The organism is Microbacterium esteraromaticum (assembly GCF_017303215.1).
GTDB lineage: Bacteria > Actinomycetota > Actinomycetes > Actinomycetales > Microbacteriaceae > Microbacterium > Microbacterium esteraromaticum_C.
This window is the reverse complement of sequence record NZ_JAEMWU010000001.1, coordinates 1,899,062-1,921,126: the sequence shown is the minus strand read 5'-3', so window position 1 is coordinate 1,921,126 and position 22,065 is coordinate 1,899,062. Positions and strand designations below refer to the sequence as shown.

The 22,065-nt window shown below is 68.0% G+C and carries 19 protein-coding genes, 2 tRNA genes and 1 pseudogene; 9 read left to right on the top strand and 13 right to left on the bottom strand.

Annotation, left to right across the window (positions count from 1 at the left end; translation table 11 throughout):
* Positions 1 to 13 precede the first annotated feature (13 nt).
* Positions 14 to 89, bottom strand: a tRNA-Arg gene (locus JF543_RS08815).
* A 47-nt stretch (positions 90 to 136) separates the two neighbouring features.
* Here JF543_RS08815 and orn point away from each other — a divergent pair.
* Together orn and JF543_RS08805 are read left to right on the top strand one after the other, a co-directional pair.
* A complete protein-coding gene (gene orn / locus JF543_RS08810) occupies positions 137 to 763 on the top strand; it encodes an oligoribonuclease (RefSeq protein WP_179410944.1) in 627 nt (208 codons plus the stop codon).
* A 36-nt stretch (positions 764 to 799) separates the two neighbouring features.
* Positions 800 to 875: transfer RNA gene (locus JF543_RS08805), tRNA-His, on the top strand.
* 57 nt (positions 876 to 932) lie between these two features.
* Here the strand turns inward: JF543_RS08805 and JF543_RS08800 are convergent.
* Positions 933 to 1,796, bottom strand: a complete 864-nt coding sequence (locus JF543_RS08800) for a CPBP family glutamic-type intramembrane protease (protein WP_242519426.1) — start codon at positions 1,794 to 1,796, stop codon at positions 933 to 935.
* A 137-nt stretch (positions 1,797 to 1,933) separates the two neighbouring features.
* Here JF543_RS08800 and JF543_RS14410 point away from each other — a divergent pair.
* From JF543_RS14410 to JF543_RS08785, 4 genes and pseudogenes are all read left to right on the top strand, one after another.
* Positions 1,934 to 2,326: pseudogene (locus JF543_RS14410) on the top strand (GNAT family N-acetyltransferase); the annotation flags it as partial.
* 120 nt (positions 2,327 to 2,446) lie between these two features.
* Positions 2,447 to 2,791, top strand: a complete 345-nt coding sequence (locus JF543_RS14405; protein ID WP_242519665.1) for a metallopeptidase family protein — start codon at positions 2,447 to 2,449, stop codon at positions 2,789 to 2,791.
* Positions 2,788 to 3,078 (top strand): ATP-dependent Clp protease adapter ClpS, encoded by a 291-nt coding sequence (clpS, locus tag JF543_RS08790; RefSeq protein WP_206820557.1) that lies wholly within the window; start codon positions 2,788 to 2,790, stop codon positions 3,076 to 3,078. The genes JF543_RS14405 and clpS overlap by 4 nt, the downstream gene beginning before the upstream one ends.
* Positions 3,075 to 3,569 carry a DUF2017 family protein gene (locus JF543_RS08785; protein WP_206820558.1) on the top strand — a complete coding sequence of 165 codons (495 nt, stop codon included), beginning with the start codon at positions 3,075 to 3,077 and terminating at the stop codon, positions 3,567 to 3,569. Before clpS ends, JF543_RS08785 begins: the two co-directional genes overlap by 4 nt.
* 6 nt (positions 3,570 to 3,575) lie before the next feature.
* Here JF543_RS08785 and JF543_RS08780 read toward each other — a convergent pair whose 3' ends face one another.
* Genes JF543_RS08780 through gatC form a run of 6 tightly spaced genes read right to left on the bottom strand, consistent with a single transcriptional unit; the run spans position 3,576 to position 9,077 of the window.
* Positions 3,576 to 4,157 carry a hypothetical protein gene (locus JF543_RS08780; protein WP_206820559.1) on the bottom strand — a complete coding sequence of 194 codons (582 nt, stop codon included), beginning with the start codon at positions 4,155 to 4,157 and terminating at the stop codon, positions 3,576 to 3,578.
* Positions 4,141 to 4,461: a hypothetical protein gene (locus tag JF543_RS08775; RefSeq protein ID WP_179410949.1), complete on the bottom strand. Its 321-nt coding sequence runs from the start codon at positions 4,459 to 4,461 to the stop codon at positions 4,141 to 4,143. Before JF543_RS08775 ends, JF543_RS08780 begins: the two co-directional genes overlap by 17 nt.
* A gap of 9 nt (positions 4,462 to 4,470) precedes the next feature.
* Positions 4,471 to 5,715, bottom strand: coding sequence for a DNA polymerase IV (gene dinB / locus JF543_RS08770; protein ID WP_206820560.1), 1,245 nt, complete (start codon positions 5,713 to 5,715; stop codon positions 4,471 to 4,473).
* A gap of 34 nt (positions 5,716 to 5,749) precedes the next feature.
* Positions 5,750 to 7,267 carry an Asp-tRNA(Asn)/Glu-tRNA(Gln) amidotransferase subunit GatB gene (gene gatB, locus JF543_RS08765; protein WP_179410951.1) on the bottom strand — a complete coding sequence of 506 codons (1,518 nt, stop codon included), beginning with the start codon at positions 7,265 to 7,267 and terminating at the stop codon, positions 5,750 to 5,752.
* Positions 7,267 to 8,781 carry an Asp-tRNA(Asn)/Glu-tRNA(Gln) amidotransferase subunit GatA gene (gene gatA / locus JF543_RS08760; RefSeq protein ID WP_179410952.1) on the bottom strand — a complete coding sequence of 505 codons (1,515 nt, stop codon included), beginning with the start codon at positions 8,779 to 8,781 and terminating at the stop codon, positions 7,267 to 7,269. The genes gatB and gatA overlap by 1 nt, the downstream gene beginning before the upstream one ends.
* On the bottom strand, positions 8,778 to 9,077 hold the full coding sequence (gatC, locus tag JF543_RS08755; RefSeq protein WP_179410953.1) for an Asp-tRNA(Asn)/Glu-tRNA(Gln) amidotransferase subunit GatC: 300 nt from the start codon (positions 9,075 to 9,077) through the stop codon (positions 8,778 to 8,780). Before gatC ends, gatA begins: the two co-directional genes overlap by 4 nt.
* 47 nt (positions 9,078 to 9,124) lie before the next feature.
* Between gatC and JF543_RS08750 the strand changes: the two genes are divergently transcribed.
* Positions 9,125 to 10,831: a long-chain-fatty-acid--CoA ligase gene (locus tag JF543_RS08750; RefSeq protein WP_179410954.1), complete on the top strand. Its 1,707-nt coding sequence runs from the start codon at positions 9,125 to 9,127 to the stop codon at positions 10,829 to 10,831.
* Between the two features lie 100 nt (positions 10,832 to 10,931).
* Positions 10,932 to 12,809 carry a DEAD/DEAH box helicase gene (locus JF543_RS08745; RefSeq protein ID WP_206821665.1) on the top strand — a complete coding sequence of 626 codons (1,878 nt, stop codon included), beginning with the start codon at positions 10,932 to 10,934 and terminating at the stop codon, positions 12,807 to 12,809.
* 213 nt (positions 12,810 to 13,022) lie between these two features.
* Here JF543_RS08745 and JF543_RS08740 read toward each other — a convergent pair whose 3' ends face one another.
* The 5 genes from JF543_RS08740 to JF543_RS08720 form a co-directional block, all read right to left on the bottom strand.
* Positions 13,023 to 14,570, bottom strand: a complete 1,548-nt coding sequence (locus JF543_RS08740) for an HNH endonuclease signature motif containing protein (protein ID WP_206823778.1) — start codon at positions 14,568 to 14,570, stop codon at positions 13,023 to 13,025.
* 87 nt (positions 14,571 to 14,657) lie between these two features.
* Positions 14,658 to 15,104, bottom strand: a complete 447-nt coding sequence (locus tag JF543_RS08735) for a GNAT family N-acetyltransferase (protein WP_242519425.1) — start codon at positions 15,102 to 15,104, stop codon at positions 14,658 to 14,660.
* 54 nt (positions 15,105 to 15,158) lie between these two features.
* The gene (gene ligA / locus JF543_RS08730; RefSeq protein ID WP_206823777.1) at positions 15,159 to 17,528 is read right to left on the bottom strand and encodes an NAD-dependent DNA ligase LigA; all 2,370 of its coding nucleotides are present in this window, start codon (positions 17,526 to 17,528) and stop codon (positions 15,159 to 15,161) included.
* Between the two features lie 68 nt (positions 17,529 to 17,596).
* Positions 17,597 to 18,694 (bottom strand): tRNA 2-thiouridine(34) synthase MnmA, encoded by a 1,098-nt coding sequence (mnmA, locus tag JF543_RS08725; RefSeq protein WP_179410957.1) that lies wholly within the window; start codon positions 18,692 to 18,694, stop codon positions 17,597 to 17,599.
* A gap of 10 nt (positions 18,695 to 18,704) precedes the next feature.
* A complete protein-coding gene (locus JF543_RS08720; protein WP_206823776.1) occupies positions 18,705 to 19,883 on the bottom strand; it encodes an aminotransferase class V-fold PLP-dependent enzyme in 1,179 nt (392 codons plus the stop codon).
* A 96-nt stretch (positions 19,884 to 19,979) separates the two neighbouring features.
* On the opposite strand from JF543_RS08720, the gene glgX reads away from it, so the two are divergent.
* A complete protein-coding gene (glgX, locus tag JF543_RS08715) occupies positions 19,980 to 22,049 on the top strand; it encodes a glycogen debranching protein GlgX (protein ID WP_206823775.1) in 2,070 nt (689 codons plus the stop codon).
* Positions 22,050 to 22,065: the final 16 nt, after the last annotated feature.

Sequence of the window (22,065 nt, the reverse complement as noted above, 5' to 3'; positions counted from 1 at the left end):
GGGCGGTGATCGTTGGTGCCCCCTGCAGGATTCGAACCTGCGACCAACAGATTAGAAGGCTGCTGCTCTATCCACTGAGCTAAGGAGGCGTGTACGTCTACGGTACCGTGTCCGGGCCCGCCGCTAGGATCAAGGGATGGTTTCTGCGTCTGAGAACGACCGGCTGGTGTGGATCGACTGCGAGATGACGGGACTCGACCTCGCCGTCGATGAACTGGTCGAGATCGCCGTCGTCATCACGGACTTCGAGTTGCGGGTGATCGACCCCGGGTTCCAGGTCGTCATCAAGCCGAGCGATGCCGCGCTGGCCAACATGGGCGATTTCGTGACCGAGATGCACCGCACGTCGGGGTTGATCGACGAGATCCCCCACGGCGTGTCGCTCGCCGAGGCCGAGGCGCAGACCCTCGCATACATCAAGCGCTTCGTTCCGATGGAGCGCAAGGCGCCGCTGGCGGGCAACACGATCGGCACCGACCGGATGTTCCTGGCCAAGTACATGCCCGGTGTCGACGGGCACCTGCATTACCGCAACGTCGACGTCTCCAGCATCAAGGAGCTCTCGCGCCGCTGGTACCCGCGGGTGTTCTTCCAGGCCCCCGAGAAGAACGGCGGACACCGTGCGTTGGCCGACATTCTGGAGTCCATCCGCGAGCTGCACTACTACCGTGAAGCGGTCTTCGTAGCCGAGCCCGGACCCTCTTCCGACGAGGCCAAAGACATCTCGAGTCGCACCGTGTCATCGTTCACTCAAAACATGTAATAGACTCTAAGGGTTGCCCGCTGAGGCGGGCACATGGTGGGTATAGCTCAGCTGGTAGAGCACCGCGTTGTGGTCGCGGGGGTCGCGGGTTCAAGCCCCGTTACTCACCCCAATCAGGTCAGGCCCGAACTCCTCCAAGGAGTCCGGGCCTGACCTTTTCCGTTGCCCGTTACTTCTCGACGCGATCGCCGAGACCGTAGTGCGCGCGCCCGACACGCCCGCGGATGAAGATCAGCAGCACAAGTCCGACGATGATCACAACGGGGTTCGCGAGGTTCGCGATCGGCATCAGCGCGCTCGCCTCTCCCACCTGTCCCTGCTCGCCGATGGCTCCGGTGATCAGGAACTGGCTCGGATCGGTCGAGGCGTGCAGCAGGATCGCCAGGATCAGCGTGCCGCTGACGCGCATCGAGAGGTACATCAGCACGCCGAACGTGAACGTGTACACCACCAGCACGATGACGGGAAGCAGATCCGTCGTGCCGATGAAGTTCCCGGCGTGCAGGATGCCGAACAGCAGCGACGATAGCGCGGCGACGACCCACTCGCTGTATCCGCCGCGGCGCAGCAGTTGTACCGCGAAACCACGGCACACGAGCTCCTCGGTGAATCCGATGCACAGTCCGAGGAACAGTGTCATCAGCGTCACCCCGACCCCGACCGCTTGATAGTCGACGGCCGCGTACCGCACCGCGTTGAAGCCCAGCACGACGACGACCGCCAGCCACATCCACCAGCTGCCGCGGATCGGCTGCGGCCCGAACAGCTCTTTCAACCAGCCGAACGACCAGGCGAGTGCGAGCATCAACAGCCCGGTGACGAGGATCGACAGCGTCTGACCGATCAGCACGTTCTGCGGAGAGGCGAACGTGCCGCCCGGCGTCATCATTCCGCCGAAGAGAGTGTGAATGAGCCACGCGACGCCCTGGTAGAGCACCCAGTAGAAGATCACCAGCAGCAGGGCCTTCCACCACCCGCCGTTGTTCCAGAAACTGCGCCACTTCGATGTCTGCACCATTGCTGAACCGGCCATGTGTTCTCCTTCTGAGAACCTTCTCTGCGTTGTGTGAGTGATGCTAGCAACGGGGGAAGCGCCCGCGACAGCCTCTGTGGACCGCGTCGGTGCTCTCGGCGAGGGCCGCGATCAGAACGAGTCGATACGATCGATGCATGGCCTCGCACGTCCGTATCGCAACAGACTCCGATCTGCCGTCGATCGCGAGGATCGAGGCCGCCGCCGACACCGTGTTCGACGCGATCGCGGACCGTACCGAATGGGGCTCTCCCCCGTCCGGTCAGGATCGCTGTCAGCATCCGGGGTTCCTTCTCGTGGCAGCAGACGACGAGGCCGGTCCGGCCGTGGGTTTCGTCCACGTCATCACGCACGATGATGTGGCGCACCTGGAGCAGCTTTCGGTGCTGCCGGAGCACGCCCGGCTCGGCCACGGCACGGCCCTTGTACACGCCGCGCTCGACGAGGCACGTGCGCGCGGGGCGAAACTGATCACGTTGCGCACCTTCGCCGAGATCCCCTGGAACGCACCGTTCTACGCGTCCCTCGGTTTCGCTGAGATCCCGACGCCCTCGGACAGCTTCACCACGGCTCTCCTCGACGCCGAGCAGCGCGCTGGGCTCGCCGATGTGGGTCCGCGCGTGCACATGAGCCTCGACCTCGGCGCCGGGATGGAGATGGATGCCGATGCCTTCGAGGCTCTCGTGATCGACGAACTCGACAAGCTGCCCGACGACATGGTGGACGGCCTGGACAACGTCGTGTTCGTCGTCGAGGACCGCGCGGAGACCGGCGAGGAGCTATTCGGCCTGTACGAGGGGTTCGCGCTGACCGATCGCGGTCAGTACGGGATGGGTGAGCTGCCCGACCGCATCATCGTCTTCCGCGAGACGCATCTCGCCGCGTGTGCGGATGAGGCCGCGCTGCGCGCGGAGGTACACACGACGTTGGTGCACGAGATCGCGCACTTCTACGGCATCGATGACGAGCAACTGCACGAACTGGGGTGGGCATGAGCACACCGTCCTCGACGCCGGTTCTCGATGAGCAGCTGACGGCGGCCCCTCTGGTGCCGTGGCAGCTCGTCGTGTGGGATGACCCCGTGAACCTGATGAGCTACGTGGCACGCATCTTCCGCACGTACTTCGGGTATCCGGCCGAGCATGCCAACAGGTTGATGCTCGCCGTGCACCACGAGGGTCACGCCGTGGTGGCGACCGGTCCGCGCGAGACGATGGAGGCCCATGCGCATGCAATGCACGACTTCGGCTTGTGGGCGACGGTGAGGCGGGCGCCTCAGTGACCACGGATCTATCGCTCTCGCTCGCGACGATCGAGGTGCAGAACCTGCAGCGGCTCATCGACGAGTTCCTCGACGTCATCGCCGACGGCAAAGTGACAGACGACCCCGGTCTGAGCCGCATCGCACCGGCTGCCTATGCCGATGACCCCGCAGCGGCAGCCGAGTTCCGCGCCGCCACACGCGATGGCCTGTTCGATCGGCGGACGGCGGATGCCCTCGATGTGCGTTCCGATCTCGGGGCGCCCCTCGAGGACGGCTCAGCTCCGTCGACGCGCGCAGCCATGCGGCAACGGACGGTACGGATCCCACCGGAGCACGTAGACGCCTGGCTGCGAACCCTGGCAGCGGTGCGATTGGTCGTCGCCGCGCGACTCGGCATCGACACCGCCGACACCCACGGGCCCGACGACGAACGCTTCCACGTCTACGACTGGCTCGGATACCGGCTCGACCAGCTGGTGATGCTCGCGGACGAGCACGACGCGGGGTGAGACGCCTCAGGGTGTCGTGAAGACCATCGTCGCCAACTGCGCCGGGTGTTCGCGAGCGATGTGCGCATCCTCCTGCGCTGCCCACATGTCCCAGTGGTCGCGGAATACGTCGCCGTCCCGTTCCAGCGCGCGGCTGCGCCGCGCTGAGGCGGGGCCGTCAACCCACACCGTCATGTGCGTAAGAGGAGCGGATGCCCGTGTCAGTGCACCGCACCCCTCGACGATCAGCCCGAGATCGGGGTCGACCGCGTGCGCTTCAGCGGGCTCGTCATGCTGCCAGTCCCAGCGATGCCAGCGACCGATCCGCTGACGGCTGTGTGGCAGCAGGGCCCCTTGGCGCGCGATCTCGGCGCCCCGCGCCAGCCCGTCCCACCCAGGGTAGACCGAGTCCAGCGCGAGCAGTTGCACGGGCTGCGGCAACGGCCAGGCACGCACCAGTCGCGCGGCGAGGCTGGTCTTTCCTGCTCCGCTACGCCCGTCGATGACGACCACCGGGTTGGGCACACCGAGCCCGGCGACAGCCGAACGGATCTGCTCGGTGGCGCCGGTGAGCACCGCGTCCAGAGGGTCGCTACTTCTTGAGGGCACGGATGATGCGCGTGATGGCGCGTCCGGACACCCAGACGAAGGGCACGGCGACAGCGAGCAACGTGATCAGGTTCGGCTCGAAGCGCAGACCCTCCTCACGGCGCACGTAGACGCCGAGCGGCACAGCCACTCCGCCGCCTGCGCCGCCGTCACCCTGCTGTTCGACTTCGCCGCCGGCGAAGCATGTGATCGCGAGCGCCACCGGGGTGACGCCGACTCCATCGACGTCGACCGTTTCACCGTAAGCGCTCTTGACCCCGAGAGAGGCGGCCTGCTTTCCCAGTTCCAGTGCAATGTTCGGCATGACCCCACGCTAGTCCACCGGCGGATGCCCCGGCGACCGGCTCTCCCCTCGACTCATGTGCCGCGCCCGGGTGATCATGCCGACACCGAATCGTGCCCGTGCATCGTCGAGCGTGCCCTCCAGCCGGCGCTGGTCCTCGTCGTCGTCCCACAGCGCGAGCGCTCCCGCAGCCGCCGGGCGAAGGCGCTCTGCGCGGACGCCGACCAGACGCACGGGATCGCGCCGGTCGATCTGCTCGAACAGCGACAGTGCGGTCTCGCCCAGCCGCTGTCCGACATCGGTCGCCTCGGCAAGCGACACCGACCGGTTGACCGTGGTGAAATCGGCGAAGCGGATCTTGATCGCCACACCGCCGGCATGCCAGCCCGAGGCGCGTAGTCGGGCGCCGACCCGATCGGCAAGGCGCCGCAGCTCGGAGCGCAGCAACTCGTGGTCCTCGACATCGCGGTCGAAGGTCTCCTCATGCCCGATGCTCTTCTCGATCCGTTCGGTCTCGACGGTGCGGGCGTCCTGCCCCGTCGCGAGCGCACGGATCCGCGCTCCCAGCGCCGGACCGAGCGCGCGGTCCAACGCCTCGGGAGGCGACGTGCGCACATCGCTGATGAGGCGGATGCCGCGGCGGGCGAGGGCATCCGCCGCCTTCGGGCCGACCCCCCACATCGCACCCACCGGGCGCGGGTCGAGGAACTCCTGTGTGCGGGCGGCAGGAACGATCAGCATGCCATCGGGTTTGGAGATGGTCGAGGCCATTTTCGCGACGTGCTTGGTCGCGGCCACTCCGACGCTGCACGTGATGCCCACCTCGTCCTGCACACGGCGGCGGATGAGCACGGCGATACGGCCGGGACTCCCCCACAGCCGGCGTGCGCCTCGCACATCGAGGAACGCCTCGTCGATCGACAGCGGTTCGACCAGCGGGGTGATGCTCTCGAAGATCGCCATCACCTGTGCGGACACCGCACGATAGCGTTCGAAATCGGGTGGGACGACCCGCGCCGTCGGGCACAGACGGAGCGCCTGCCCCACCGGCATCGCGCTGCGCACACCGTATCGGCGCGCCTCGTACGATGCGCTGGACACGACTGAGCGCCCTTCGCGTCCACCGATGATCAGGGGCAGCCCCCGCAGCGAAGGATCATGCAACACTTCGACAGCGGCGTAGAACGCATCCATGTCGACATGCAGGATGCCGGTGCCGCTGTCATCCGCCCCTTCGGGCGAGACCAGTCGTCCCGATCCGTCACCGCGTCCCATGCCTCCATTCTCGTGGAGGCATGGGACATCACGGTCAGTCTTGCGCGGCCCGTTCCAGGATCAGCTCTCGCACGCGTGCGGCGTCGGCCTGTCCCTTCATCGCCTTCATCACGGCGCCGATCACGGCACCGGCCGCCTGCACCTTGCCGTCCTTGATCTTGGCGAGCACATCGGGCTGCGCGGCGAAGGCGTCATCGATCGCTGCGATCAGCGCACCGTCATCCGAGACGACGGCCAGTCCGCGGGCATCCACGACCTCCTGCGGCGTCCCCTCGCCGGCGATGACGCCCTCGAGCACCTGGCGGGCCAGCTTGTCGGTCAGCGTTCCCGCGTCGACGAGCTGCTGCAGCGCGGCGACGTTCTGCGGGCTGACGAGATCGGCGACGTCGCGCTCCTGCGCGTTCGCGACGCGCGTGATCTCGCCGGTCCACCACTTGCGGGCCGCAGCCGGCGTCGATCCGGCGTCGATTGTCGCGGCGACGACATCGATCAGACCGCCGTTGCGCACGTCCTGGAACTCCAGGTCGGTGAAGCCCCAGTCGGCCTTCAGCCGGCGACGGCGGGCGATCGGCTGCTCGGGAAGAGCAGCACGCAGCTCCTCGACCAGCTCTCGCGCCGGTTCGACCGGCAGCAGGTCGGGCTCCGGGAAGTAGCGGTAGTCGTCAGCATCCGACTTCGGACGCCCCGGCGAGGTCGTGCCGGTGTCCTCGTGCCAGTGGCGCGTCTCCTGGATGATGACGCCGCCGTCGGCGAGGATCTGCGCCTGGCGCTGGATCTCGTAGCGCACGGCACGCTCGACCGAGCGCATCGAGTTGACGTTCTTCGTCTCGGTGCGCGTTCCGAGCTTCTCCTGCCCGCGGGGACGCAGCGACACGTTGGCGTCGCAGCGGAGGTTGCCGCGCTCCATGCGCGCCTCAGAGATACCGAGTCCGCGCACGATGTCGCGGATGGCCGCGATGTACGCCTTGGCGATCTCAGGCGCACGGTGCTCGGCACCGAAGATCGGCTTGGTGACGATCTCGACGAGCGGCACACCCGCACGGTTGTAGTCGACCAGCGAGTACTCCGCACCCTGGATGCGACCGGTGGCACCACCCATGTGGGTGAGCTTTCCGGCGTCCTCCTCCATATGCGCGCGCTCGATCGGGATGGTCACCAGCGTGCCGTCCTCCAGCTCGACCTCGACCGAGCCCTCGAAGGCGATCGGCTCGTCGTACTGCGAGATCTGATAGTTCTTACCCAGGTCAGGGTAGAAGTAGTTCTTGCGCGCGAAGCGGCTCGATTCGGCGATCGAGCATCCGAGCGCCAGGCCCAGGCTGATCGACGAGCGCACCGCGGTGGCGTTGACCACCGGGAGCGAACCCGGAAGCCCGAGGTCGACCGGCGCGATCAGCGTGTTCGGCTCGGCGGCGTGGAACTCTTCGTGCGCGGGATTGGGTGCGCCCGAGAACATCTTCGTGCGCGTGTTCAGCTCGACGTGCACCTCGAATCCGAGCACCGGCTCGAACAGCTCGAGGGCCTTGTCGTAGTCCATGAGCTTTGCGGTGGCCATCAGCGGGTTCCTCCCAGGGTGGGGGCCTTCTCCAGGAGGGGTGCTCCCCAGGAGTCCAGCAGCGCGGCTTCGAGAGCGGCGCCGACGCGGTACAGACGCGCGTCCTGACGCGCGGGGGCGAGGAACTGGATGCCGACGGGCAGCCCGTCCTCGGATGCGAGCCCCGACGGGATCGAGATGCCCGGCACGCCGGCGAGGTTGGCGGGAATCGTCGTCAGGTCGTTGAGGTACATCTGCAGCGGGTCGTCGATCTTCTCACCGATCTTGAACGCTGTGGTCGGTGCCGAGGGCGTCGCGATCACGTCGACCTGCGCGAACGCCTCATCGAAGTCGCGCTGGATGAGCGTACGCACCTTCTGGGCGCTGCCGTAGTAGGCGTCGTAGTAGCCGGCCGACAGCGCGTACGTGCCGAGGATGACGCGTCGCTTGACCTCGGGGCCGAAACCGGCCTCACGAGTGGCGGACATGACGTCCTCGACCGTGGAGTTGCCCTCTGGCGTGACGCGGAGCCCGAAGCGGACCGAGTCGAACTTGGCGAGGTTGCTGGAGGCCTCGGCCGGGAGGATCAGATAGTACGCGGCGACGCCGTACTCGAAGTGCGGGGCCGAGATCTCAACGATCTCCGCGCCCTGCGCCTCCATGAGGGCGAGCGACTCGCGGAACGAGGCGGCGACGCCGGGCTGGAATCCCGAGTCGGGCAGTTCCTTGACGACACCGACCTTCAGGCCCTTCAACACCTGACCGGTCGCGCCCTCACGTGCGGCCTCGGCGAACGACGGCCACTGCTCGTCGAGCGAGGTGGAGTCATTGGCGTCGTGGCCACCGATGACATCGTGCAGCAGGCCCGCGTCGAGCACGGTGCGCGTGACGGGGCCCACCTGGTCGAGGCTGGATGCCAGGGCGATCGCGCCGTAGCGGCTGACCCCGCCATAGGTGGGCTTGATGCCCACGGTGCCGGTGACATGCGCGGGCTGACGGATCGACCCACCGGTGTCGGAACCGAGCGCGAGCGGAGCCTCGAAGGCCGCGACTGCAGCTGCCGAGCCGCCGCCGGATCCGCCGGGGATGCGGTCCAGATCCCAGGGGTTGCGGGTGGGGCCGTACGCGGAGTGCTCGGTCGACGAGCCCATTGCGAACTCGTCCATGTTGGTCTTGCCGAGCGGCACCAGTCCCGCAGCACGTGAGCGTGCGACGACGGTCGCGTCGAACGGCGACATGTAGCCCTCGAGGATCTTCGATCCGCTCGTGGAGGGCTGATCGGTGGTGACCAGGACGTCCTTGATGGCCAGCGGCACACCGGCGATCGGGCCGAGCTGCTCACCCGCGGCGCGCCGGGCATCGACCTCGGCGGCGGCCGCAAGGGCGTGCTCGTTGACGTGCAGGAACGCGTGCACATCGCCGTCGACGGCGGCGATGCGGTCGAGGTGCGCCTGGGTGGCCTCGACGCTGGAGATCTCGCCGGCGCTCAGCTTGTCGCCGAGTTCCGCGGCGGTCATGCGGATGATGTCGCTCACTGCTCTTCTCCCAGGATGGCCGTGACGCGGAAGCGGCCGTCGGCGGCATCCGGTGCGTTCTGCAGGGTCTGCTCGGGCGTGAGCGTCAGGCCGACCTCATCGGGGCGGAAGACGTTGCTCAGCGGGATCGGATGGCTGGTGGCCGCCACATCGGGCGTCGCCACCTCCGACACCTTGGCGATGTTGTCGACGATGGCGTCCAGCTGACCGGTCAGCTGGGTCACCTCGTCGTCGGTGAGCTTGATGCGCGCGAGCACGCCGAGATGGCGCACGAGATCGGGGGTGATTTCTGACACCACGCCAGTCTACGAGAGCCCCGGCCCTGCACACGTAAGCTGAACCCGTGACGACGTTCGATCCCCCGCGCCCCTGGACCGCCAGCTACGCAGACAGCGTTCCCGAAGATCTTCCCCCGGTGACCGGGTCTCTCATCGACATCGTGGAAGCGTCGGTGCGCGACTACCCGGATGCCCCGGCCCTGCAGTTCTTCGGGCGCGAGACCACCTACCGCGACATGCAGGACGCGATCGAGCGCGCCGCAGCCGGTCTGCGCGATCTCGGCGTCGGCCCCGGCGACCCCGTCGCCATCGTGCTGCCCAACTGCCCGCAGCACATCATCGCCTTCTACGCGGTGCTGCGCCTCGGCGCCGTGGTCGTTGAGCACAACCCGCTGTACACCGCTCGCGAGCTGCGCAAGCAGTTCGAGGACCACGGAGCCACGCACGCGATCGTCTGGAGCAAGGTCGTCGAGACCGTGCAGCAGTTCCCCGACGATCTGAAGGTGACGAACCTGATCTCGGTCGATGTCACTACGGCTATGCCCTTCATGACGCGACTCGCCCTGAAGCTGCCGATCGCGAAGGCCCGCGAGTCGCGCCAGGCGCTGACGGCCAAGGTGCGCGGTGCGATCAGCTGGGATCAGCTGGTGGCATCCGCTCCGCTGCCCTCGTCGCACCCGCGTCCGCAGACCGATGACCTCGCGATCATCCAATACACCTCGGGGACGACCGGCACCCCCAAGGGTGCATCGCTGACGCACCGCAACCTGCTCGCCAATGCCGCGCAGGCCCAGGCCTGGGTGCCCTCGATCACGCGCGGCGACGGCTGCGTCGTCTACGCGGTGCTGCCGATGTTCCACGCATACGGACTGACGCTGTGCCTGACGTTCGCGATGTCGATGGGTGCGCGGCTGGTGCTGTTCCCCAAGTTCGATCCCGACATGGTGCTGGAGGTCACGAAGAAGCACCCGGCGACGTTCCTGCCGCTCGTGCCTCCGATCGCCGAGCGTCTGCTGGCGGCCGCGAAAGAGAAGGGCGTCTCGCTCGCGGGCACCGAAGTGGCGATCTCTGGGGCCATGGCGCTTCCCCACGAGCTGGTCGTGCCCTTCGAGGAGGCCAGCGGTGGATACCTGGTCGAGGGCTATGGCCTGAGTGAGTGCTCGCCCGTGCTGATGGCGAACCCGGTGGCCGAGCACCGTGTCGCCGGCACGATCGGGCTGCCCCTGCCCGGCACCGAGTGCCGCGTGGTCGATCCCGAGAACCCCACGCAGGACGTGCCTGCCGGGTCACCCGGAGAACTGATCGTGCGCGGCCCCCAGGTGTTCTCCGGCTACTACGGCAAGCCGGAGGCCACCGAGGCGGTCTTCGTCGATGGCTGGTTCCGCACCGGTGACATCGTGACGATCGATGAGAAGGGCTTCGTGCGGATCGTCGATCGCATCAAGGAGCTCATCATCACGGGCGGGTTCAACGTCGCCCCCACCGAGGTGGAGGGCGCGCTGCGTCAGCACCCCGATGTCGTGGATGCCGCGGTCGTCGGTCTGCCGAGCGAACACTCTGGCGAGGAGGTGGTCGCCGCGATCGTGGTGGATGCCGGCGTCGACCCCGACATCGAGTCGATCCGTGAGTTCGCGCGCGGAATTCTCACGCCCTACAAGGTGCCGCGACGGCTGTTCGTCGTCGATGAGCTGCCTCGTTCACTGATCGGCAAGGTGCTGCGCCGCCAGGTGAAGGAGCGTCTTCTGGAGCTGACCGGCGGCGGACAGCGGTGACGACACGCCGCTGAGCATCGCGCCCTGCTGCGACCGCCAGCACTCTCACATCCGGAGGCACTATCGTTGGTAGGTGACTGCTGACGAGAATGCCGCCGCTGTGCCTGCCCCCGACTCCTCCACCGACTCCGGAGAGGCCGTCGCCGAGCAGTCGTCGACGCCCGGCTTCGATGACCTTGGCATCAGTGGCCCGGTGCTCCGCGCCATCCGCGACCTGGGTTATGAGACGCCGTCGCCGATCCAGGCCGCGACCATCCCCCTGCTGCTGCAGGGACGCGACGTGCTCGGCACGGCGCAGACCGGTACCGGCAAGACGGCCGCGTTCGCGCTGCCTGTGCTCGAGAACCTCGATCTGACGCAGAAGACGCCGCAGGCGCTCGTGCTCGCACCCACGCGCGAGCTGGCGCTGCAGGTCTGCGAGGCGTTCGAGGCCTACGCCTCGCGCATGAAGGACGTACGGGTGCTGCCGGTTTACGGCGGGCAGGGTTACGGCGTGCAGCTCTCGGCTCTGCGTCGCGGCGTCCACATCGTCGTCGGCACGCCCGGCCGCATCATGGACCACCAGGCCAAGGGCACGCTCGACCTGTCGGAGCTGAAGTACCTGGTGCTCGATGAGGCCGACGAGATGCTCAAGATGGGCTTCGCCGAGGACGTCGAGCAGATCCTCGCGCAGACCCCGAGCGACAAGCAGGTGGCGCTGTTCTCGGCGACGATGCCCGCGGCGATCCGCCGGCTCGCGCAGCAGTACCTGAATGTGCCCGAAGAGGTCGCCATCAAGGCGAAGACCAGCACGAACCAGAACATCACTCAGCGCTACCTGGTGGTCTCGTACGCGCAGAAGGTGGATGCCCTCACGCGCATCCTCGAGGTCGAGAACTTCGACGGCATGATCGTGTTCGTCCGCACCAAGAACGAGACCGAGACGCTCGCCGAGAAGCTGCGTGCCCGCGGGTACTCGGCGGCGGCCATCAACGGCGACGTTCCGCAGGTGCAGCGTGAGCGTTCGGTGAACCAGCTCAAGGACGGCAAGCTCGACATCCTCGTCGCCACCGACGTCGCCGCCCGCGGCCTGGACGTCGAGCGCATCAGCCACGTGGTGAACTTCGACATCCCCACCGACACCGAGTCGTACGTGCACCGCATCGGCCGCACGGGTCGCGCCGGCCGCACCGGCGATGCGATCAGCTTCATCACCCCACGTGAGCGCTATCTGCTCAAGCACATCGAGAAGGCGACCCGTCAGCAGCCCGCTCAGATGCAGCTGCCCACCACCGAGGACGTCAACACCACGCGCCTGGCGCGCTTCGACGACGCGATCACCGCCGCGCTCGGCGAAACCGGACGTATCGAGGGCTTCCGTGACATCATCGCCCACTACGTGCGCAACCACGATGTTCCCGAGGCCGACGTCGCTGCCGCTCTGGCCGTCGTGGCGCAGGGCGAGACACCGCTGCTGCTGGACCCCGCCGACGACGCACTGTCGAAGGCGGTCGAACGTGACAACCGTCCCCCGCGCGAGCGGCAGGAGCGCTCGGATCGTGGTCCTCGTGAGCGGCGCGGACGCGGCGACTACACGGCGTACCGCATCGAGGTCGGGCGCCGCCACCGGGTCGAGCCGCGGCAGATCGTCGGAGCACTCGCGAACGAGGGCGGCCTGGGACGCGATGACTTCGGTGCCATTGCGATCAAGCCCGACTTCTCGATCGTCGAGCTGCCCGTGACGATGGACCGCGCGGTGCTTGAGAAGCTGCGCGACACCCGCATCTCGGGGAAGCTGATCGAGATCAAGCCCGACCGCGGTGTGCCGAACCGGCGTGCGCCGCGCGACGACGACCGTCGCGGCGGCTACCAGGGATCGCGTGATCGTGGGGGCTACCAGCGCGACGACCGCGGCTACCAGCGGGACGACCGTGGCGGGCGCGGGCGCGACTTCCGCGACGAGGGCGGCACCCGCAAGCCGCGCCACAAGAAGGACTGATCTGTCGCAGGGCCAGCGCGTGGGTGCTGAAGCTTGCGCGCTGGCGCTCGGATGCTGAGGCGTGGGGCTGGCGCTCGGATGCGGGCGTCTGCGCGCCGTCACGTCAGGATGACCTGGCGGACGGCATCCTCGTAGTGCCCTGACCGAGCGGCCCGGCGGCGCGGCCCCGCGGCGCGGCGCGGGGCCACGATTGACTGGCCCCGGCAGGTCAGGTCAGAACGGGGCGGCGGATCGTGCCGGTGATGGATTCGCGCCGTCGCCGCCGCTGTCGTTGCGCTGCGTGCCGGCTTCGGTCAGCGCGGTCTCGGTGAAGGTGACAGTGTTCTGCGGGGGTGGCCGGTCGACATAGACCCGCCCCGTGGGGCTGCGCCATTCGAGGAGTCCGCTCCCCCGTTGCTCCACCATCCATGGGGAATGGTGTTTCAGCACATGATGTCGGCGACACAGTGCCCCGAGGTTGCTCTCCTCGGTGGCGCCGCCGAAGGCGGCGTCCTGTGTGTGGTCGAGATCGCTGTCGATGGCCGGCATACCGCACGTGGGGAACCGGCATCGTTGGTCTCTGGCTCGCAGATGACGGCGAAGCTGCTCGCTGGGCCGGTACCGGTCGACGGCGAGCAGCATCCCCGTGATCGGGTGGGTGAGCAGTCGGTTCCATCCCGACGCCGCGCCGGCGAGTACGCGCGCGGTATGCGCGTCGATCGGGCCGTGCCCGTCCAGTTCTGCGTTGACGCCTCCGCGCACGCCGATGACCGCGGCGTCACCAGTACGGGCGTCGTTGTCACTAGCGCCACCACCGGCGTCAGCGCATCCGCCGCCAACGGCGTCGCAACGAACCTTGCCGCGCAGATGGTGAAGGTCAGTGGCGTCGCGGCCCATCAGCGTGAGGAACGGGATCGTCACGCTGACCCGCGGCCGGATTGCGGCGAGCAGCCCGTCGTCCGTGTCGTGCCCTGCCGGTGCGCCGGTCAGCAGCAGGTTCATGGCCAGGTCGAAGCGTCGCTGCGCGAGCGTGCGGACATCCTCATCGATCGCGACTTGGGCGTCGTGTGTCGCCGCCGGGCCGAACGCGGTGCCGGGCAGCGGATCAGACAAGGGCTCAGCCTGCCGATGCGGGCCGCTCAGGACCGCGCGGCTACTCGCCTTCGCCATCGAAGTGAGCCTGTCGAATGCGCCGTGCACAAGAACGGACGGTCCGAACACGTGCAGTTCCGCCATGGCGTCCGGGTGGTCGCTGACCCACGCGCCGCGGCGTTCACGGGCATCCTCATGCCGTTCGTCGAGCGTCTTCGGCTGGTGCTGCTGAGCCAACCGCTCGGCGATGGGCCGGGTGCGATTCGGCGACTCACCGCTCGCGACCTCCAACACGCGCGCGGCGTATCGGTCACGTGACTCCGCATCGTCGATGTGCTCCCCCGCCTCGACGATCACCCTGGTGTGCCCGGCGCTGATCGCGCCGGCGCCCTGAGCCGCCCACACGCGCGGAAAGCGTACGACAACTTGTTCTGCAGCGAGCATGCGCCGTTGCACCGTTCGGTCGCTGACCCGCAGCGCCGCGCCGAGCTCAGCTGCCACCGTACGTAGCGAGAGGTCGGCCTCGTCGACTTCACCCGCCGCGTCCAACGCCCAACGGTTGGCCAGTGCGAGCACTCCGTCACGTGCCGCCTGCATACTGCTGATCGACTGCTCGATGGACTGCGCGAGCTCGACCAGCTCATCGAGCGTGGTCACCTGCTCCACCGTCACGTCCATCAGCGCCGTCATGCCTCTAGTACACCAGCGACCACCGACATTCGAACATCCATACAGAACGGCAAGCGGGTAACAGACGGCGTGCCCCGACGAGAGGTCTCAGCCGAGCCGTTGAGCGAAGTGATGCGAGACGATGTCCATCCGCTCGCGCAAGTAGAACCGGTGCGCCTCGAAGCGCTGCACCCCGGAGTCGAGGTCAAGGACCCGGCATCCGGCAGCGGCGGCGCGATTGCGCAGTTCGCGCAGAAGCAGCGCCCCGTACCCACGCGAGCGCTCCGATGCCGCGGTCGAGAGGTCGTCAATGTAGAGCTTGCGGATCGCGCTGGTGTTGGCGATGACCCGCCATCCAGCCACAGCGACGCACCGATCTTCGGTGAACACGGCGGTGAAACGCAGTCCCTGCGGTTCCCCCTCGCGGAGCACCTGTGCGAGCAGCTCCGCAGTGAGATGCGGACGCAACTCCTGCAGCACAGGCAGCGCCTGCGCCCAACGGGCATCGCCCGTCGTGAGATCCACCAGGGTCACGTCAGCAGCGTTCTCAGTCATGCCCCGAGCCTAGAGGTAGCAAGTGGTGGGTCTCGTCAGACGACGATCAGCCGATCAGCCATCCAGCGCGTCCGGCCCTTCGGTCACCAGCACGCGGAACTGGGCCGCGTCGAGTACACGAATGCCCAGCGCCTCGGCCTTCGCGAGCTTGGAACCGGCACCGGGGCCGGCAGCCACGAAATCGGTCTTCTTCGAGACGCTGGAGGCTGCTTTGCCGCCCGCCGCGAGAATGGCCTCCTGCGCACCTTCCCGCGTGAAGCCATCGAGCGAGCCCGTGGCCACCACCGTGAGGCCGTCCAGAACGCCCCCTTCGACGGCGGCCGCGCCGGGACCCGGATGCCCGGGCGTCGCCCACTGCACACCCGCAGCGGTCCACTGCTCGATGATGTCGCGGTGCCAATCGACCTCGAACCAGTCCCGGAGCGAGTCGGCGATGATCTCGCCCACACCCTCGACCGCGGCGAGCTCGTCTCGCGTTGCCGCGCGGATGACATCCAACGATCCGAACCACTGCGCGAGTGCGCGTGCGGCCACAGGGCCGACATGGCGGATGTTCAGCGACACGAGTAGCCGCCACAGCTCCTTGCCCTTCGCCTTCTCGAGCTCGGCGAGCAGTTTGACCGCCGCGCCCGAGGGCAACGTCTCGCGATAGTCCTTGCGGATGCCCGCGCGACGCCGTTCCGCGGCGTCCATGTGCTCTGTGCCCGGCGGGTACTGCGCGGGTCCCTGCTTCTGGAACGGCCACCGTCGCACCGGTTCACCGGTCTCATCGTCGATCTTGGGCTGGCCCGTCTCGGCGTCGCGCACGATCACCTCAATCGGCACGATCTGCTCCAGCGTCAGTGAGAACAATCCTGCCTCGGTCACCAGCGGCGGCGTGGCCGGAAAGCTCGGCTGCGTCAGCGCGGCCGCGGTCACCTCGCCGAGCGCCTCGACGTCGAGAGCGCCGCGCGAGCCAATGTGCTCTACGCGCCCCCGCACCTGGGCCGGGCACGAGCGCGCGTTCGGACAGCGCAGATCGATATCGCCCTCTTTCATCGGCCGCAGCGGCGTACCGCACTCGGGGCACTCGACGGGCATCACGAACTCACGCTCGCTGCCATCGCGCTTGTCGACAACCGGGCCGAGGACCTCGGGGATCACATCTCCGGCCTTGCGCAGCACCACGGTGTCGCCAATGAGCACACCCTTGGCCTTGACGACGTCTTTGTTGTGCAGGGTCGCCTGACGCACGACCGATCCCGCGACATGCGCCGGTGCCATGACCGCGAAGGGCGTCGCGCGCCCGGTGCGCCCCACCGAGACGACGATGTCGAGCAGCCGGGTCTGCACCTCTTCGGGCGGGTACTTGTAGGCGATCGCCCAGCGGGGCGCCCGGCTGGTCATGCCCAGCTCGTCGTGCAGCGCAAGCTCATCGACCTTGACGACGATGCCGTCGAGCTCATGTTCGATGTCGTGGCGGTGCTCACCGAAGTACGCCACGAAGTCGGCGACCTCGTCGATGCTGTGGCAGACCTTCGTGTGCGGACTGGTCGGCAGACCCCAGCCGGCAAGGAGCTCGTACACCTCGCTCTGCGCCTGCACGGGCGGGTCCTGCCATGCCCCGATGCCGTGCACGTACAGCGCCAGCGAATCGATGCGCAGCAGGCCGGCTTCGAGCTCGAGGCCGCTCTTCTTGTCGATCTGCTGCCGGAGTCCCCCGCTGGCGGCGTTGCGCGGGTTCGCGAACGAGGGGAACCGGCGCGCCGCAGCCGTGCGCGCCTTTTCTTCGTCGAACGGACGCTTGGCACCGCTGCGCGCCTCCCAGCGGTACAGGGTCTCAGCGTATGCACGTTCACGGAAGTCCGCCTGCGCCGCGTTCAGCCTTTCGAATGCCGCAACAGGGATGAACACCTCGCCGCGCACCTCGACGATCTCGGGATGTCCCGCCCCGCTCAGCCGCTCGGGAATCGAGGCGAGCCTGAGCGCGTTCTCGGTCACGATCTCGCCGACGCGTCCATCGCCACGAGTCGCCGCAGACGTCAACACGCCGTTCTCGTACCGCAGGTTGATCGCCAGGCCATCGATCTTGAGCTCGGTGAGCCAGGCGACGTCCCGGCCGGCCGCACCCTGCGTCTTCTGCTGCCATTCGCGCAACTCGTCGAGGGAGAACACGTTGTCGAGGCTCAGCATCCGTTCGGCGTGCTCGATGGTGTCGAGACCGGTGGCCTCCGCAGCACCGACCATCTGCGTCGGCGAGTCCTGCCCCCGAAGCTCGGGATGCAGACGCTCGAGCTCTTCGAGCCTGCGCATCCATCCGTCGTACGTCGCGTCGTCCACCATCGAGGTGTCGCGGCCGTAGTACGCCTCTTTCGCCTCGAGAATGCGGGCAGTCAGCTCCTCGACCTCGACGCGGGCGTCTGACAGCGTGATGTTCTCTGACACAACTCGAGTCTACGAGCCGGGTACGACATCCCTCGCCCGAAGCCGGTCCAGGGCTCAGCTCTCAAGGCTCAGGCCTCGACGGGAACCGCCGAGACCGTCGTGTCGATCGTGAACTGGCCGAGTACCCGCGTGCCCACGTAGATCACGGCGCTCTGCCCCGGGGCGACGCCGTCGAGCGGCGAATCGGGCACGACGCGCACACCGGCATCCGACACGAACGCGCGGGCCGGCACGGGGTCGGCGTGCGCGCGGATCTGCACTTCACACGCGAACTCGGATGCCATCGGCGCGGCTCCCGCCCACGAGAAGCGCTCGCCCGAGATCTCGGCGATCGCAAGCGCCTCCTTCGGCCCCACGACGACGGTGTTCGACACCGGTCGCACTTCGAGCACGAAACGCGGCTTGCCGTCGTCGGCGGGCACGCCCAGACGCAGTCCGCGCCGCTGTCCCACCGTGAACGCGTGCGCGCCCTCGTGCGTGCCGACCACGGCACCGGTGCGGTCGACGACGTCGCCGGTGGCCGTGCCGACCTTCTCGGCGAGCCAGCCGCGGGTGTCGCCGTCGGGGATGAAGCAGATGTCGTGGCTGTCGGGCTTCTGCGCCACGCTGATGCCGCGCTCGGCGGCCTCCGCGCGCACGAGCGCCTTCGACGGCGTGTCGCCCAACGGGAAGTACGTGTGCGCAATCTGCTCGGCGTTGAGCACACCCAGCACATACGACTGGTCCTTCGCCGCGTCGGAGGCCCGATGCAGCTGCAGGCCGTCCTCCCCCTCGATCAGGGTGGCGTAGTGCCCGGTGCAGACAGCATCGAAGCCCAGCTCGATCGCCCGTTCGAGCAGTGCGGCGAACTTGATCTTCTCGTTGCACCGCAGGCACGGGTTGGGCGTGCGTCCGGCCTGATACTCCGAGATGAAGTCCTCGATGACGTCCTCGCGGAAGCGCTCTGAGAAGTCCCACACGTAGAACGGGATGCCCAGAAGATCTGCGGTACGGCGGGCATCCATCGCATCCTCGATCGTGCAGCATCCGCGACTGCCGGTGCGCAACGTGCCCCCGGCGCGTGACAGTGCCAGATGCACACCCACGACGTCATGTCCGGCGTCGACGGCGCGCGCCGCCGCCACCGCGGAGTCGACTCCACCGCTCATCGCCGCCAGAACTCGCATGGTCTCCAGTCTACGAGCGGCCGGCTGGAGAGGCGCGGTGAACGGAATCGGCGATCACGGCGAGAACCGCATCGACATCGGCATCCGTCGAGGATCGCCCCAGCGTGAAGCGCAGCACGCTGCGCGCGTCGGACTCGCCGCGCCCCATCGCCATCACGACGTGCGACGGCTCGGCCACGCCGGCCTGGCACGCCGACCCCGTGGATGCCGAGATGCCGGCCATATCGAGAAGGAACAGCAGGCTCTCGCCCACCGCGCCGGGAAAGAGCAGATGCGCGTTGCCGGGGAGTCGGTCGTCCGCATCGCCGAGTAGCACCGACGACGGCACGACGGAGCGGATGCCCGTGACCAGTCGGTCGCGCAGAGCGCTCAGCCGTGCGTGCTCGTCAACGCGCTCGCGCTCCGCCGCCTCGAGCGCCTCCGCGAACGCGGCGGCTCCGGCGACGTCCTGCGTCCCGGCACGCAGCCCGCGCTGTTGACCGCCGCCGTGCAGCAGCGGCGCGATGTGCGCGCTGCGCGCGACCATGAGCGCGCCCGTGCCGACCGGTGCGCCGATCTTGTGGCCTGCGACGCTCATGGCCACCAGGCCAGCCCCGGGCGGAGCATTCCCGCGCAGCCCGCGAAACGACAGCGGCAGGTGGCCGCAGGCGGCCACGGCATCCAGATGCAGCGGCACGTGCGCAGCTCCCGCGGCGGCGGCCAGAGCAGAGGCATCATTGACCGTGCCGACCTCGTTGTTCGCGACCAGCGCCGTCGCCAGCGCGGCGCCAGGCAGCGCCTGCGCGAATGCGTCGAGGCGAATGCGTCCGAGCTCATCAATCGGGGTGCTGCGCACCACCGCCGAATCGGCGGCATCCCCCGCCGCCAGCGCAGCAACCGTGTCCATGGTGGCGTGATGCTCACCATCAGGCAGCACGATGGCATCCGATCCTGCCGCACGCGAACGCCACAGACCGTGCAGCGCCGTGTTGATCGACTCGGTGCCACCCGAGGTGAACACGACCTCGATCGGTTCGCAGTCGAGCACGGCCGCCGCGCGCTCGCGCGACTCCTCCAGCAACCGCCTGGCGTCCTGACCGGCGGCGTGCGTGGACGCCGCATTGCCGACGACCTGGGTCGCGCTCAGCCAAGCGTCGCGCGCCTCTTGGCGCAGCGGAGTGGTGGCCGCATGATCCAGGTAGTACCGCACCCTCTCATTCTTCCACCGCGTCCACGTCGGGAGCGGTTCACCGGAGCCCCCAAGGGGATTCACCGCCGTGCACCCGGCGCCTCTAGGCTGTTCCCCATGCCCGCGACCCGCACGCCCTCCTTCAGCGGTCCCACCCTCGATGACCTCGGCGTGCGCCTGCACGACGGCGTTGGCACTCTCCGGGTGTGGTCGCAGAACGCGTCATCCATCGAGCTCGTTCTCTTCGACGAGTACGACCTGGACTGGGAGACGGCGACCCTGCCCCTCGTCCGCCGCGCCGGCGGCGTGTGGGAGGCGACCACCGAACTGCTGCAGCCGGGCGCCCGCTACGCGCTCCGGGTGGACGGCCCGCACGGGCCCGGCAACGTCTTCAACCCCGAAACCCTGCTGCTCGATCCCTATGCGCGCGGCCTCGCCGAGGGCTCCGGATACCAGGAATGGCGCTCCGTAGTCATCGCCGACGGGTTCGATTGGGAGGGCGTCGGCAAACCGCGCACGCCGCTCGAAGAGACCGTCATCTACGAGGGGCATCTGAAGGGCCTCACGAAGCGCCATCCCGAAGTGCCCGCCGCGTTGCACGGCACCTACGCAGGACTCGCGCACCCCGTGATGATCGACTATCTGCGCGACCTGGGCGTCACCGCCGTCGAGCTGCTCCCCGTGCAGGCGTTCGTGCCCGAACCACGACTGCTCGAACGCGGCCTGACCAACTATTGGGGCTACAACACCCTGAACTTCTTCACACCGCACACCGCCTACGCCACCGAGGCCAGCCGCAACGCGGGCCCCGAAGCCGTACTCGCCGAGTTCAAGGGCATGGTCAAACGGCTGCACGAGGCCGGCCTCGAGGTGATCCTGGACGTCGTCTACAACCACACCAGCGAAGAAGGCATCGGGGGGCCACGCTCCAGCCTGCGCGGCATCGACAACGCCGGCTACTACCGCCAGCAGGCAGACGGCGCGTACATCGACACCACGGGCGTCGGCAACACGGTCAACACTGCCACCGACGCCGCAGCCCGGCTGGTGCTCGACTCACTGCGCTACTGGGCCAACGAGGTGCAGATCGACGGCTTTCGCTTCGATCTCGCCGCAGCGCTCGGGCGCAACGCCTCGCACGAGTACGACCCGCAGCACCCTTTGTTGCTCGCCATCCGCGACGACCCCGCGCTACAGGACGTCAAGCTCATCGCCGAGCCCTGGGACGTCGGAATGGGCGGCTGGCAGACCGGCAACTTCCCGCCCGGCTGGAGCGAATGGAACGACCGCTACCGAGATCGCGCGCGCAACTTCTGGCTCAGCGACATCGACTACGCCCGCCGGGCCTCGGCACCGGTCGGCGTCGGTGGCTTCGCCAACCGCCTCGCTGGTTCGGCGAACACGTACAGCGAAGAGCGCGGCCCGCTGGCGAGCATCAACTTCGTCACGGCACACGACGGGTTCACCCTGCACGACCTCGTCTCGTACGACGTGAAGCACAACGACGCCAACGGCGAGCACAACCGTGACGGCGCCGACGTGAATCGTTCCTTCAACCACGGCGTCGAGGGCGAGACCGACCGTCCGAACGTGCTCGCCGCACGCCGCAAGGCCATGCGCAATCTCATGGGCACCCTGCTGTTGTCGGCGGGCATTCCGATGATCACGGCCGGCGATGAGTTCGGCCGCACCCAGCGCGGCAACAACAACGCCTACTGTCACGATTCCGCACTCACGTGGCTGAGCTGGGAGCACGAACCCTGGCAACAGGATCTGCACGCGCATATCTCGCTCCTGACCCGGCTGCGCGCCGAGAATCCGGCGCTGCGTCCCGCACGGTACGCCCGACTCGGCGAGCATGTGCCCGAGGCTTCCGAGATGGACTGGTACGACCAGAACGGCCAGACGATGGCCGCGGAGCAGTGGAACGATCCACGGCACCGCACACTGCAGTACGTCGCCGCCAGCGTTCCTCACGACGGTGAGAGCAACCGGATCCTGTTGATCGTGCACGGCAATGAAGCGCCGATCGACGTGCGCCTGCCCGACAACATCGAGAACGCCACCTCGTTCGTCTCGCTGTGGTCGAGCGCAGACGAGTCACCGACCGACGTGGAGCGCCGGTATGCACCCGGTGACGTGCTGCCGATCACCGGCACGTCGATGCAGTTGTTCCGCGTGGAGTGACCCTGTCTGGCCCCGG

Coding starts and splice junctions, on each gene's coding strand:
- orn (WP_179410944.1), top strand. CDS start 137: ATGGTTTCTGCGTCTGAGAACGACCGGCTGGTGTGGATCGACTGCGAG.
- JF543_RS08800 (WP_242519426.1), bottom strand. CDS start 1,796: ATGGCCGGTTCAGCAATGGTGCAGACATCGAAGTGGCGCAGTTTCTGG.
- JF543_RS14405 (WP_242519665.1), top strand. CDS start 2,447: ATGGAGATGGATGCCGATGCCTTCGAGGCTCTCGTGATCGACGAACTC.
- clpS (WP_206820557.1), top strand. CDS start 2,788: ATGAGCACACCGTCCTCGACGCCGGTTCTCGATGAGCAGCTGACGGCG.
- JF543_RS08775 (WP_179410949.1), bottom strand. CDS start 4,461: ATGCCGAACATTGCACTGGAACTGGGAAAGCAGGCCGCCTCTCTCGGG.
- dinB (WP_206820560.1), bottom strand. CDS start 5,715: ATGGGACGCGGTGACGGATCGGGACGACTGGTCTCGCCCGAAGGGGCG.
- gatB (WP_179410951.1), bottom strand. CDS start 7,267: ATGGCCACCGCAAAGCTCATGGACTACGACAAGGCCCTCGAGCTGTTC.
- JF543_RS08740 (WP_206823778.1), bottom strand. CDS start 14,570: ATGACGGCGCTGATGGACGTGACGGTGGAGCAGGTGACCACGCTCGAT.
- JF543_RS08735 (WP_242519425.1), bottom strand. CDS start 15,104: ATGACTGAGAACGCTGCTGACGTGACCCTGGTGGATCTCACGACGGGC.
- mnmA (WP_179410957.1), bottom strand. CDS start 18,694: ATGCGAGTTCTGGCGGCGATGAGCGGTGGAGTCGACTCCGCGGTGGCG.
- glgX (WP_206823775.1), top strand. CDS start 19,980: ATGCCCGCGACCCGCACGCCCTCCTTCAGCGGTCCCACCCTCGATGAC.